The 13,275-nt window shown below is 43.2% G+C and carries 9 protein-coding genes; 5 read left to right on the top strand and 4 right to left on the bottom strand.

The window, feature by feature from the left end; genetic code table 11:
* Positions 1 to 9 precede the first annotated feature (9 nt).
* Complete coding sequence (locus tag H8B15_RS08485) at positions 10 to 1,098, top strand: DUF262 domain-containing protein (RefSeq protein ID WP_187319250.1); 1,089 nt, start codon at positions 10 to 12, stop codon at positions 1,096 to 1,098.
* Between the two features lie 13 nt (positions 1,099 to 1,111).
* Positions 1,112 to 2,092, top strand: a complete 981-nt coding sequence (locus tag H8B15_RS08480) for a protein kinase family protein (RefSeq protein ID WP_187319249.1) — start codon at positions 1,112 to 1,114, stop codon at positions 2,090 to 2,092.
* 10 nt (positions 2,093 to 2,102) lie between these two features.
* On the opposite strand, the gene H8B15_RS08475 is transcribed toward H8B15_RS08480, so the two are convergent.
* Positions 2,103 to 4,571, bottom strand: a complete 2,469-nt coding sequence (locus H8B15_RS08475) for a hypothetical protein (RefSeq protein ID WP_216859109.1) — start codon at positions 4,569 to 4,571, stop codon at positions 2,103 to 2,105.
* 1,148 nt (positions 4,572 to 5,719) lie between these two features.
* Here H8B15_RS08475 and H8B15_RS08470 point away from each other — a divergent pair.
* Positions 5,720 to 7,180, top strand: a complete 1,461-nt coding sequence (locus tag H8B15_RS08470) for a hypothetical protein (RefSeq protein WP_187319248.1) — start codon at positions 5,720 to 5,722, stop codon at positions 7,178 to 7,180.
* A gap of 363 nt (positions 7,181 to 7,543) precedes the next feature.
* Here H8B15_RS08470 and H8B15_RS08465 read toward each other — a convergent pair whose 3' ends face one another.
* Positions 7,544 to 8,842 (bottom strand): site-specific integrase, encoded by a 1,299-nt coding sequence (locus H8B15_RS08465; RefSeq protein WP_187319247.1) that lies wholly within the window; start codon positions 8,840 to 8,842, stop codon positions 7,544 to 7,546.
* A 303-nt stretch (positions 8,843 to 9,145) separates the two neighbouring features.
* Between H8B15_RS08465 and H8B15_RS08460 the strand changes: the two genes are divergently transcribed.
* Positions 9,146 to 9,418: a hypothetical protein gene (locus H8B15_RS08460; protein ID WP_187319246.1), complete on the top strand. Its 273-nt coding sequence runs from the start codon at positions 9,146 to 9,148 to the stop codon at positions 9,416 to 9,418.
* A gap of 6 nt (positions 9,419 to 9,424) precedes the next feature.
* Here H8B15_RS08460 and H8B15_RS08455 read toward each other — a convergent pair whose 3' ends face one another.
* Positions 9,425 to 10,018 (bottom strand): pentapeptide repeat-containing protein, encoded by a 594-nt coding sequence (locus H8B15_RS08455; protein ID WP_187319245.1) that lies wholly within the window; start codon positions 10,016 to 10,018, stop codon positions 9,425 to 9,427.
* 78 nt (positions 10,019 to 10,096) lie between these two features.
* On the opposite strand from H8B15_RS08455, the gene H8B15_RS08450 reads away from it, so the two are divergent.
* Positions 10,097 to 10,576: a hypothetical protein gene (locus tag H8B15_RS08450; protein ID WP_187319244.1), complete on the top strand. Its 480-nt coding sequence runs from the start codon at positions 10,097 to 10,099 to the stop codon at positions 10,574 to 10,576.
* Positions 10,577 to 10,690: 114 nt separating this feature from the next.
* On the opposite strand, the gene H8B15_RS08445 is transcribed toward H8B15_RS08450, so the two are convergent.
* On the bottom strand, positions 10,691 to 13,225 hold the full coding sequence (locus H8B15_RS08445) for a DUF5686 and carboxypeptidase-like regulatory domain-containing protein (protein WP_187319243.1): 2,535 nt from the start codon (positions 13,223 to 13,225) through the stop codon (positions 10,691 to 10,693).
* Positions 13,226 to 13,275: the final 50 nt, after the last annotated feature.

Here is a 13,275-nt window from a genome sequence, read left to right as displayed (position 1 = left end):
GATAAAACTATGAACTTTAACCATACACAGTGGTCGATTAAGCAGCTTTTAGATGCGCATAAAAGCAATAGCCTGAATTTGGCCCCTAATTATCAAAGAAATTTTATATGGTCCTCTAGAGACCAGCAAGACTTGATTGATTCTATTAAAAGGGGGTTTCCTCTGCCAACAATTTTTCTCTATGAGAGAGACCCAAATAAATATGAGGTAGTGGATGGTCAGCAAAGATGCAGGACTATTATTAATTATTTTAACGAAAACCAGTCTAATATTGAAAATACACCCGAAGGAAAACAGTTTTTAGAATACGAATTGCCTATTACTATTTTGGTAAAGGTGGATGAAGATGATATTATAGAAGTTTTTTATACAAAAGTTAATAAATCTGGATTGAAACTTAATAATCCGGAGTTAAAAAAAGGGGAGTTTTTCGATACAAAATTTTTGAAGTTAAATGAAAGTTTAGCTGGTTTTAAGGATTTTCAAGATTTAGGATTGTTTACGAATTCATCTGTTAATAGGATGAATGATGTAGATTTAGTCTCTGAACTAACAACATATTTAATATCAGGTGTAATAACGGATAAGAAAGAAACTGTTGATAAGACTTATGAAAAGGATATAAATGATTCGCAAGTTCAAACGACTACTAAGTCGTTTGAAAAGATAATAAAAACACTAACGCTGCTTGATAAAAAATTCCCTATTAATAAAACTAGGTTTAAGCAAAGAAATGATTTTTATACATTATTTCAATTTATTAATGAAAATCCTCAGTTGAGTAGCAGTGATTATAAATATATTTATGATATTTTGCTAGTAATAGCTCAGTATATATCTCCTGCTGATAGTGCTTGCTTGCCTCTCAAAGAATATGCTCGTAATTGCATAACGCAGTCTAATTCTAAAGCAGCCAGATTAAAAAGATACGCAATATTAAAATCTATTTTGCTTGGTGATGGAACCAAGCAGAGTAAAGAGCAGAAGCAAATTCAGGAATATTTTGAATTGGGCTCTGTTTGTATGATAATAAAGAATCCTTCTACAGCCAAGGCATATACAACATTTGATATAAAGAAATTGAACGGTTTGAAATAGATAGTATATTTTTATGGCAAGCTTAAGAAGTCAGTTCGAAGAAAGGCCAGTTCTTTTTCCTAGAGATGTTTTTATTAATGATAGATACGACTTGGAGTTATCTCGTAAAAAAATAAATAACGTAATAACCCTTGGTATAGGAGACTATGAAGCAAAATATCTAAATGGTAATAAGCCAGGTAGCAAAGGCGCACATTCAAACGTTATACGATTAGTTAGCTTAGGTAGTGGCCAGCCAGCAGGTATGTTTATAATGAAAATATGTGCATATGACATAGATGATGCAGATAATGATAATATACTAAACCTTTTTTCTAGAGAAATAAAGGCATTAGAGTTAGCTCGAGATAATAAATGCAAAAGAGTGATTGAGCTAATAGAAAAGGGGCTTTGTCGTATCGGTAAGTATGACTACATGTACTATGTTATGGAATATGCTGACTCAGATTTGAGTAATCATCTGTTGTCAGGTAATTTGAAACCACAACAAAAAGTATTGATATGCTATGACTTGTTGAGAGGCCTTCGTGAGTTACATAATATAGGGGTTTACCATCGTGATATTAAACACGATAATTTGTTAATGTGTAACAACGAATGTAAAGTAGCTGATTTAGGTCTGGTTAAATTCAGGCAGGAAACTCATCCAGAACTAAAAAAGAGACTTGGTGCATACGGATGGGAAGCTCCTGAAGCAATTAATAAGTATTATGCTGAAAGAAATATTTCTTGGAAAGCTTCATATACCGCGGGAGTAGATTGTATTGTAGATGATAAATCAGATGTTTTTCAATTAGGTAAAGTTTTTTGGTACATATTTACTAATAAAATACCTGTAGGACAGTTAGAGCTTGTTAACATGCCTATTGAAGACTCTGAAGATATATTTGATGCAATAAGAAAAATGCTGCTCCAGGATAAGTCAAGTAGGCCTAATGTTGAAGAAGCTATTAGTCTGTTCTTGCCAATTGCCAAAAGGTTAGGTGTAGCTTAGTGTAATATATTTATTCTCCCATTGTTTGCATAAGTTCTGCCATGCCACCATAGTTGAGAATAAACTCTGAATAAAAATTTTCGAATAAATCTTTTAAATATTCACTTAATTCTACAGAATTATTGTTTTCTTGATTCTTACGTATTATTTCGTATTTTCTATTCTTCGTTATGCTATAAAGAAATAAAGTATGTAAATATACACTTGTCCAATATTTGTCGTTAGCTAATTTGATTTGCTCTTCATTAGGGTGTTTTTCTTTAGAACGGAAGTTTTTTAAGACGGTACTATCCATATTGATGTAAATCCGGTCCAAACTATCTCCAGTTGGAACAGGCTCTACAATAGTGTTGAAACCAATAGGATTACCAGTTACAGCCTCTACCTCTACCCATGTTGTAGCTTTATCCTGAGGATGTTCATACATGAAAACGGGTTCTGGAAGACCTTGTAAAGGTTCTTCTTCCTCTTTCAGAGTAGGTTGTGGGGGTGCTTCCTTATCAGTAATCTTCACCCAAAAAATTTCTTCAAACTCTCCTCCGGGAGCTGTTAAAGATACCTTCACCTTTATCGCATCACCTACTTGAGCGCTCTTGCTTGGATTCAGCGCTACCTTAATACAGCCGTCTTGAGGGCTACTTTTAGTAACGTTTAAAATATCTTCAACCTCAGTAGGTATACCAGGTTGATTTCCTCCTTTTGATGTATTGCGTCTAATATCAAGTACACCAACTTTAAGCTGCCCTGGTTCCTCAACTCGATTGAAATACTGGTTTTCAACGTCAGTATCGAAACGAACTGTCTTTTCGCCTCCTAACGAAAGCTTAGTCAATTCTTTATCACCCTGATTATTACCTCGTACCTTCAAAAAGGAAGGGAAACGTTGCGGCTTGAAAGGCTCCTTTTCTTGTTTAGTCGGAGTCTTTTTCTCAGGCTTATCCTTTTTCTCAGACTTGTCCTTTTTATCTTCAAGTTTGAAAGTGCTGCCTAATAGCTTAAGCAATTCAGGGTTAAGCTGAATGTTCTTAGTAACGTTCTTAAGAAGCTCCTTCGCATCGCTGCCGTCAATGGAGATTGAGTTTTTCCTTTTCTTCTCTATCTCAAATAAGGTGCTCCCGCTACGGCTAAGATGGTCAGATAAGAATTTGCGCAGGTATGATGTCTCATCACTAAGCTTAAGTCTGTCGCGAGAAGCCATAAATAGCTCCTTGCGAAATTCATACTTCATCTGAGCACAGTCTATATGGATTAGTAGGTGATTCTTGAGCAGATTTAGCTTAAGAGAGCGAGTAATAAACTCAGAGCCGTAATAGCCATGTACTTGGCCATTCATAGAGAACAGAACAGACATGTTATTCTTGAAGAATTCTCGCTGAATGGACTCGCGTGTCTCTTTAACAGTCTTATTTTCTATTTTGGTTTTAAACACATAGCACGTTACTCGCATTGAGCCAAAACGCTCATGGGTGAACTCCTCTACAAAGGATGTATCAATGTACTTGCTGTCGTCTTGTTCAAGGCGGCGCTTAAGGCCGAATAAAGGGCGCTCAAGGTTGCGGTCTTCTGCATAACGCTCCTTCGTGTCTACAGTTAAAATAGGTAGTGCTGGCTCAAATAGGAACTCATTTAGGCTCTGGTTTAGGTCACGTGATATTACAGAGCGTGCACCTGCTGGCAAATCGTAGGAATAGAGCTTGATAATTGAGCCTGTTATGAACTTCCGGTTATGTAGGCCTAGGTCTAGCTCAGTAATAGCAAATGAAGGAATCTTGCCATCCATGACTAGAAATTCGTACCAAGTGTTCTTCTTGGTCTTTTTCTCCTCTATTGATAGCGGGTGCTCCCGAATCAAAGTGAATCCAAAGTTCCCTGACCCATCGAAACGCTTAGAAGCAATTAGTTGATAGCCTTTCTTACCACAAAATACAATGGCACCACTGCCACCCATGTTATACTTTCCCTGTACAAAATGAATTTCATTCTTGTTGCCCCTTAAAAGGGACAGAAATGATTTTTCGAAATCTTCGGGGTGTTGTCCTTCTCCACTGTCATAGATTACCAAAGAAGTCTCCTTGCGAGGTCCAGAAGCAATAACCTGGATATTTTCAGCCTGAATTTTACGGGCACCTTTCATATCCCAATTACTGTGCTCCTTTGGATAAAACCTACGTATGGCTTCACCCATAGTCTGAGGAGCGTCAGCTGCCTTGGGGTCTATGTTTGCCTCATAACACTTACGCATAAGTGAGGCATCGATAGAGTTGGTCAGTTTCTCAACTAAGGCAGCAATAGGTGAAGCCTGTTGATTCTCGATAACACCGTAGTAGTTTTCGTCGCCACCTAAAGGCTTCCAGTTATGCTGAGCAAAGACTTCCTTTTCCTTGTTTATTACATCCTCAACAGATTGCTCGGTAGAGCAGTTGAATAGCGCTAGAAACAGTGACTTTACACTGACTGCATTCATTGAAAATAAATCCATAAAAAGTTCTATTTTTTTTATAGCTGGTAATAGCTATTAGCAAGGTAGCAAGAAACCGTTTAACCCACATTCCTTATGAGAGCTAAATTGCTATTTATAAGAGGTGTAGTAAAATAAGTGTTGTACTATTATATTTCAACAAAGTCAAAAATAAATGCTTGATAAGCGTAAAGTTTAATTCAACTAATATTAGCTACACAGATAAGAACGTTCAGTGTAAATCTATAACAACAGTTCTAGCCAGAACGCATTCTAAAGAGGGCTAGCAGCATAGTAACGACTTTATATCACTGGAATATTGATATTATCCATTTAAATATGAACATAGTTGACTGTACCACATAACAAAGTATCTTGTAATATGTAAAATTCTCTTAGTTAGAGTAACAAGAAGAAAAATACTTATCTTGTTTTCTATATATAAACATTACAGATACCGGATTAATATATTTAATACAGATTATCTAATGCTTCTTAAGCTTATTAATAGATATATAAGTTAGAGCTTAAGAAGTAGATAATAGTAATAACTTAAAGTAATAATCAGATGCATGACAATATCCACTTATGTTCTATCCGTTTCCTTGTTTTGTATGTTATATGCGTATAAAACAAATACTTAGGTAATTTAAAATACAAATATATTTTATAAAGTTTCCATTCAAGAAACATTGGAATGGTTGAAGGTTTCAAGGAGAAGCGATAGAATGTTCAAACTATCTTTATGATTTATTCAAATTATCATTCCATTCAGTAGTAGGTGGCAGTAAGACTTTATTATTTAGGTCTCGAAACATATGAATATTATATCGTTTATTTGTTACCTGCCTATAGTTTTTAGCTGATAAATAATCGCGAAAACTAGCTTGTGTCTCTACTAAGTTCTATTGGTTTATAACTTGCATCGTATAAGTTAATTCACTACGTTCCATACTAGCTTTCACATGTATTTTGAGCAAAGGGACTATCGTGTTAAATATATTGAGGGTATATTTGCTTGCATTGAATAGTGTTATTCGATGCAGTGAGGGGCACTTGAACCTCTGGAATGAAGCTGCATTTGACTGTAATTCTTCTTCTAATTCAAATTCCTCATAGCAGTCACCAACTATGTACGGTTGGTAACACCTACGTATTCTTCTACATGTTTGTACTCTACATCAATTCGCAAAGCCAAAAAGGCTTTTATCACTAATCGACTTTTATTTGTTCCATCTACCTTAGCTAATATACCCGCTTTTCTAACCTCTTTAGGATACGAAACTTACTTTATCGAGCATCACCAAGATAAAGTAGCATATATACTGCACAAGATTTTAGAGTCTGCTACGTTTGACCCAAACTTTACCTCAGGAGGGTATTCTAATTTAAATCAGAAACATCTTGAAGAGATGTTGGGACCAAAGTATACTCAGACTATTCTAAGAATACTACTAGATTCAGGCGTTATTGAGTGCGATGGTCAGTACATACCAAAAAAAAAGAGTTTAGGTTATCGCGTTGCGAATCAATATAAAAGCACTGCTATTGGTTTATCAATATTCAAACAAGAAGTTCTTGGCAAAAAACTTGACTCCTGGTCTAAGGCTCAAAAAAAGGCCATCAAGAAGTGCTGCTTTTTGAAGTCAGTTTATCAAGATATCAAAGATATTTGTATTAATACTTCGGCTGCAACAGCGCTGATTACATCTATCTATAATCAGACGACAAAATTCATAAAGTCTAATATTGATAGCTTATCTCATCGTAAGCTTGATAAGAAAAAATATGCGGCTCTTCAAGAGACAGCGAAAACAGAGCGATATATCAATTTGCCTTCAATAAAGGCACTGCGTAAATCTCTAAAGAAACAGTCGAATTCCACTATATATGAGTTGCTAATGGACTCAGCTATGCATTCTTATAACGCTAATATTATTTCTATTAATGAAATTGGTAGTCAAGATTTTAGGATGCCAAAACGGCCTATAGAAGGTAGTAGAATTTATACCGTTCTCACTAATTTAAGTCGTGAATTACGTCAATTTTTATATCATGCTAAGTATCCAAATGAATCACTAGTTAACATTGATATTAAGAATTCTCAACCCTTTCTAGCCTCAATTTTATTAGTAAAACAATATGAAGGGTGGGTCCTGCCTGCCGATGTGCAGCGATATATCGAGCTAACATCCAAAGGTATATTTTATAATTATATGGCAGGTCTGATGCATAAGCCGTACAATACACAAAAAGAGAGAAAAGATTTTAAACAATCTTTTTTCGCTAATATATTTTTTTGCAAACAACTACATACCGAAAATAGTAAGGCTGGTAAAATATTTCAATCTTATTTTCCTAATGTGTCATCGTTGTTGTCCTTGCATAAAGAAAAGTGCTTTAAAGATTTAGCATTGACAATGCAGTATACTGAAGCGCAAATTATGCTTGATACAATAGTGAAATCACTCCAAAAAAATAAAATATGGTGTGCTTCCATACACGATAGTATTGTTTGCTTAAAACGAGATAAAGATTTTGTTACAAATGTCATATTAGATGCGTTTCGAAACAAATTCAATCTTGTTCCAAGTGTAGATGAAGAATTATGGATAAGACCTGAAATGTAAGTATGTGAGACAGATTTATTATTATTAATATATTCCGATAGATTAATAATAATGCTAATCTGTGCTTAATGTGTGTACATCTAACTTAAGCGCCTTGCTCTTTTATGCTCTAAAGAATTTATGTGTACTTTAATTCGTTTTATAAGTACTTATGAGCCTTTAAAACATAATTAAAAACACCTATTGATACTCATTAAGTAAGTACAATTAAGCTTGAATAGGGCAAATGACAATAACTTATGCTTGATGAGTATTCGTAAATCATCAATAAGGGGGGGTAGGGGTTTTTTGTATCCCCTACTCCCCGGTATAATACCCCCCCCCGCCCTCTACAATCGGGGGAGGGCGTTTAAAATATGCACCCTATTTTTTTGTGGAGGAATAGGCCTTCAAAAGGTTCTGTGCTGCTTCGGATTCTCCTTGTAAGGCGTTCTGATATTTACGGAATGAACGAGGGTCCACATGGTTGGACCACTTCATGACGTAGTGTTGAGGGGTTCCTAGCTGGATGTTGAGGGTTATGAACGTACGCCGGCAAGAATGACTCGTTATCCATAGATGCTTTGGCTTCTTAATATTTACCTTACGATTTCCTTCGTAGTGAAATTGGCTTACTTCCTCTTTAAGAGACGGCAGCACATCGGCTCCTAGAGCCATTACCTCTTTGATGTACTTATTGAACTTCTGATTGCTGATAGCGGGCGCATGTCCGTCGTATTTAGCTAATATCTCAGCTGCGATGGGAAATAGCGGTATATCGGAGTAGTCCCCGGTCTTATTGATGTCGATGCGTACACGCCACCCATTTCTGGTTGACTTGACATGTTCGGGAGAAAGCCGAGCTACATCGGAAAAACGTAAGCCCAACCACGTTTGGAGTAGAAACAAGTCCCGTACTTTTTCTAATCTGGGAAGGTCATGCAAGGGGAGCTGCCGAATACCTTCTAATTCCTCCGGGGTTAAGGTAACCGGATGAAAATTTCTCGCGGTTTTAACTTTGTATTTAGGGCGTAATGCCTTGTAATCAAGGGCAGTGTGTTCGTTGTGAGCCTCTAGAAACTTTTTGAGCGCAATAACTCTCCTTTCAACAGTAGTATTGTGAAACTTCTTGACTGTGATGAGCCAGACCTGGAATTCCTCAACTGATTGCAGAGTAAGAGTGTCCCAGTGCCATTCCTCGCCGGAGTGCTCTTCATACAGGCGTAGATTCTGGAGTAATGCAGCGTATACTTTCAGGCTGTTAATCTGGATTTCGCTTCTACGTAGGTCTATGTAAGCTAGCAGAGCATTCGTCACAAGCGAAACGGATGCTCCAGGAGCAGTTTCTCTGGGTTTGTCCCTAGAATACACAGCATACAATTGTTCCAGCGACGGTTTTTCTCCTTGTTCCTGGATATGCTGCCGGATGATAGCATCAAGCTTGGCTTTGACCGTTTTCAAGTGAGCATTCGTAGTTAGAGCATCATCTGTGCTAATTGACCGAACTTCTTGTGTTTTCTCATTCCAGCGAGCTTCAGAAGTATGGACACCCGTAGGAAATTTCTTGGTGCGACCTTTAGCTGAGTAGATGACAACCACTTGCCAAAGACCAGTAGCATTCGACTTATTACGTAGCGTCAGGCGCGTCTCAGCAGCATTTCTACAAGTATTTTTCAAGCTCATTTCCTACCTATTTTTAGAACGTTATTAGAACATAGAACATATACTTAGAACGTAATGAGACTTATGAGCGTTGACTTAAAACTGCCTTTAGATTGAATTAAGCCATATTTTGTGACTAACATATAACCCAAAGGTCACTGGTTCGAGTCCAGTCCCCGCTACCTCGAGAAAAGGCCAAATGATTCGGAAGAATCGTTTGGCCTTTTTCTTTATTTCCGTTACTTGCCCATAGGCCTGCCAAGCACGGCAGGAAACTATTCGGACGAAATAGGGTTTTTACAGGCGTCTTACCTCATCATATGTATGTCACACGAAGTAGCTAACCTGGATATGGCTGCGGCCACCCGGCACCTGCCGGTGGTGCACTATGCGTATTGCACCGATGCTTCTGACCGCCCCCTTAACCACCGCGGCGACTGGCCCGAAGAGGGCGCACTGTATCCTGTGCGCGTAGTACCCAGCCGCCTGGAAGGCATGGAGCTGGTACACGTGCTGACTTTTGAGGGCGAAGCTCCCTACTACAATGCCTTCGGGCCGCAGCGCTTTGCCGTGGTAGCGGAGGTGTGGCTGAACTAGGCGGGCTTACTCTATTACCAGATCGTACTTACCTACCAAGCCCACCAACCCTGCCATCGTGAACCGCGCACTGCGCAGCGAATTATTCTCTGGGTCGATGGTGAAGTCGGTGGCAGTTGTAAAATCGGCGCCACTGAGCTGTGTGTGGTGGAAGATGGCCCGGCTGAGGGTAGTATGCGCAAAGGAAGCGTTACGGAGGTCAGCCTGCGTGAAGTCGGCCTCGGTGCAGGAGCAGTGCCGGAAGGAGGTGCCTCGCATCTTCTTACCGGCAAAGCTGGCGTAGTGCAGCTGGCACTGCTCAAAATCAACACCAAATAACATATCCTGGCAGGCGGCGAATTGTACGCCCGTGAGTTTGCACTCGGAAAACTGCACGCCTTGTAGGCCCGCCCCGGTGAAGGTAGCCAGGGCGAGGTTGCACCGCTCGAAGCGGCAGTCGATGAAGCGCTTATGCCGCAAATCTGCCTCGGCAAAGTTGCAGTCAACAAAAAGGCATTGCTCCCATTCGGTCTCTGCCTTGAGTTGGTTGGCTGTCCAGCGCTCAAAGGTGCTTTCGGATAGGTAGGTGGTAGGACGTTTCGGGAGCGAGGGTTTCTTCATACTTGCGAAGAAACAAAATTAGCAGAGCAAGGCGTGCAGCATCCGTTTGCGGCTATATTTCGTTTGTGTTAAAGAACCATGGTTCAGCTCCCTACCTTCTTCCCCCGCCCGCCCATGACCTATTTCCCGCTGCTTACTTTGGCGCTGTTACTAGCTGCGCCCGAACCTACGGCCACAGCTGGCCTTGCTGCCGTTGCGCATTATCAGCAAAACCCGGCCGAAACGAAATTCAACCGGTTGGGCGCTGACATGATGGCTGTGGTGCAACGGGCCTTATCAGCGCCCAACGACGCCGAGGCTATTGCTATTTTGCAGAAGGAAGGTGCTCCCTTGCGCCAACAAGCGCAACAGTTGCGCCCTACCTATGCGCAATGGATGGCGGGGCTTAGCTCGCGCGAAAAGGCTGGCGTGCGGGCACGATTACAAAATTCGAGTTTTGCCAATTATTTCGGCACTCTTGAGACGGACCCGCAGCTAAGCAACCGTCTACGTAGTAATCCGAAGTTGAACCAAGCGGTGAAAGACCTGCTCGGCACGCTGGACATGCGTGCGGGGTAAGCAGATAAAAGGACGTCATTCCGAGCTTGTCGAGGAATCTCGCGTGCTGACGAAAGATACTATCTACCGTCAGCACGCGAGACTCCTCAACAAGCTCGGAATGACGGTCTAACGTTACAGCTTAAATTGAAAGCTGACCTTTGCGCCAAAGTTGCGGGCGCCTGGGGAGTCGCGGTAGGTGAGGCGGTGGATAAAATCAATGCGTACTACCTTAAAGATATTCTCAATACCGTAGCCTAACTCTGCGTAAGGCGTCCGACCCAGTGCCTGAAAGGTAGGGAGTGGCTCGCCAAACTGATTTTCGGTGGGGTTGATGGCGCGGTTGGCCCTGCTGATGCCTCCGTACAGTACGTTGCCGGTTACCAGCAGACGCCAGTTCAGCCGGCGCAGCAGTGGCACGCTGTTGATAAGAAAGCCATCGAGGTGATTTTCGAGTTGAAGCGCCACGTATTTATCGCTTACAAACTCAAAGTACCGCATCAGGTTGTAGGCACCCGCATTATAAAATGGCGTTTGGTTGCCGAGGTGATTTTTGAGCAGGGGGTAGGGCACTGTGCTCGGAATGTAGCCGGCATCCAGAATGTAATCGGTGCGGCCCAGTTGGCCGAATTTCACACTTTGCGTAACCAAAAGATTGATCTTCTGGTACTTGAAATCACTACCCAGCACATTGTTGAGGCCCATCGTGTAGCGTAGCGTAAATACCGGCCAGCGCATCAGCCCAATGGAGTAGCGGCGGTTTTGCGTCTGGCTCTGCACCAGCACCTGGTCGCGGGCGTAGCGCGACTCCAGCACAATTTCGGATAAAGTGAAATTGTCTTCCGTGGGTGCGCCAGGTCTGGGCTCATCGGTGTAATACGCAAACGGGTAGAGTGGCCGGAACTGCTGGTGGCGCAGCGTCACCTTCTGCGTAAAGCCCCGAAACAGGTCGCTTTGCAGCGAGACGCTGGTCAACTCGCGCAATAGGGGGCGGCTGCTTCGAATGTTTCCCAAGCGTGCCGAAGCTTCAAACAGCGGGTTTTCCAGCGCATAGGCGTTGTCGAGTAGAGCAATTTGCTCGATATCGTGACGGCGCTCTACGGTGGCTACCGTCCAGGTGCGGCGGTCCAGAATGCGGCTCACCTGCGCACCGTATTTAAAGCGGCCGTCGCGGGTACCATAGGCCAGGTAGGTGCGCAGCAGCCAGTTGCGGCTAATGGCGGGCGTAGTCCGAAAGCCGAGTTGAAAGCGGTGCCCCTCAATACTATTAAAAGCGTAAGTGCTCAATACGGGCCCCAGGTCCAGTTTGCCCGCCCGATAGTAGCCGTTCACGGCAATGTCCATAATGTCGAGCACCGTGCGCACCTCGGGTAGGCGCTGCACCGAGTCGAGGGTGGCAAAGGTGCCTTGCTCGCGGGCCGTTAGCGTATCGGGGCGGTGGGTTTCCCAGAAACCGGGCGGGGTCTCGTAGGCGCTGGCCAGGGTTTCGATGGGTAGGGTATAGAACTCGGCTGGCCGGTCCTGATTCACCACAAAGTCGGAGTTGATGGTGGTGAACTCAGCCCGGAAAGCCGGACTTTTCTTGAGTGGCTTCACACCCAGCTCCACGTGCGTGCGGCGCGGCAAGCCCGGCCCGGCTGATGAGGCCACCATGTCCTGCTGCACCACGATATTGTCCGCAAAGTTGAGGTTCACGGAGGGGCTCACCTTCAAATCCACCCGGCGCAGGGCGTAGGTTTCGGCGTTGATCCAGATCAGGCCCGTAAATGCCAGATCGGCCGGCCGGCGTGGCTCCACGGCAATGCGGTAGCAGTAATCAGAACCCAGAAATACCGAGTCTTGGAGCTCATATTCATAAGTGAATTTCCAGCCGTCGGCAATAGGCGAGATAAAGTCTTTGCCCAGCAACTGCTGCCAGTTGCGGTAGAAGTCCCAGTCCTGAAACGATGTGCCCATGATCTGCGACAGCACCGAGCCCTCGCGCGGGGCCAGGCCGTGCATTTGCGTATGCCGGATTTCCTCGCGGGTTAGGCGGGGCTGCGACTGCACGTAGAAGCGCGAAATGGCCTCAGAGGCGAAAATGGGTAGGGCCACCCGCCCACTGGTAGTGTCGCCCAGCGCGCCCAGGCTATCAGCCACATTCTGAATCTGCTCAAACAGGCTACCCTCCTCCGGGTCGCGGGGCATGTTGGCCAGAAACACCTGCAGGCGGTTGTAGCTGTCGAAATCGTAGGTGTTGAGGCTACGCTTGTTGTTCTTGTTTTTGTGCGCCTGCACCAACCGCAAAATCCGATAGGCCGGGTTTTCTACCTCGCCGGGCGGACGTATGGTTACCTCTCCCAACGTAAAACCGCCCCCGCCACCCAGGGCAAAGTTGACGGTTTGCGTAGGCTGGGTGCCCACGGCTTTTTTCAGCGGGGTGAAGCCCAGCGCCGAAGCACCCAGCGAATCGACGGGTTGTGCTACGGTGAGCGTGAAGCGGCCGTTTTCATCGGCCGTGGTACCCTGGCTGGAGCCGGGCACGAACACCGAGGCAAACGGCACGGCCTTGCCCGATTTGGCCTCCGTTACGCGGCCGGCAAAACGCACTTGCTGCGCTACCGCCGATAATGTGCTCAAAATCAACAGCAGCCCTACCAGAAAATATGCACGCGGCCGCAATAAAAACATAGAAGAGTATAGAAAAGATGCCCGCTTCACTTTACTGACAGATGGAGTTA

The sequence above is a fragment of the Hymenobacter citatus genome, assembly GCF_014333615.1.
GTDB classification, from domain to species: Bacteria; Bacteroidota; Bacteroidia; order Cytophagales; family Hymenobacteraceae; genus Hymenobacter; species Hymenobacter citatus.
Note: the sequence above shows the minus strand (reverse complement) of the source record. Positions and strands in the feature narration are given on the sequence as shown.

What these genes read in the sequence shown, in the direction of transcription:
- H8B15_RS08485 (WP_187319250.1), top strand. Translation starts at nt 10, where the DNA reads ATGAACTTTAACCATACACAGTGGTCGATTAAGCAGCTTTTAGATGCG.
- H8B15_RS08480 (WP_187319249.1), top strand. Translation starts at nt 1,112, where the DNA reads ATGGCAAGCTTAAGAAGTCAGTTCGAAGAAAGGCCAGTTCTTTTTCCT.
- H8B15_RS08475 (WP_216859109.1), bottom strand. Translation starts at nt 4,571, where the DNA reads ATGGATTTATTTTCAATGAATGCAGTCAGTGTAAAGTCACTGTTTCTA.
- H8B15_RS08465 (WP_187319247.1), bottom strand. Translation starts at nt 8,842, where the DNA reads ATGAGCTTGAAAAATACTTGTAGAAATGCTGCTGAGACGCGCCTGACG.
- H8B15_RS08460 (WP_187319246.1), top strand. Translation starts at nt 9,146, where the DNA reads ATGTCACACGAAGTAGCTAACCTGGATATGGCTGCGGCCACCCGGCAC.
- H8B15_RS08455 (WP_187319245.1), bottom strand. Translation starts at nt 10,018, where the DNA reads ATGAAGAAACCCTCGCTCCCGAAACGTCCTACCACCTACCTATCCGAA.
- H8B15_RS08450 (WP_187319244.1), top strand. Translation starts at nt 10,097, where the DNA reads ATGGTTCAGCTCCCTACCTTCTTCCCCCGCCCGCCCATGACCTATTTC.
- H8B15_RS08445 (WP_187319243.1), bottom strand. Translation starts at nt 13,225, where the DNA reads ATGTTTTTATTGCGGCCGCGTGCATATTTTCTGGTAGGGCTGCTGTTG.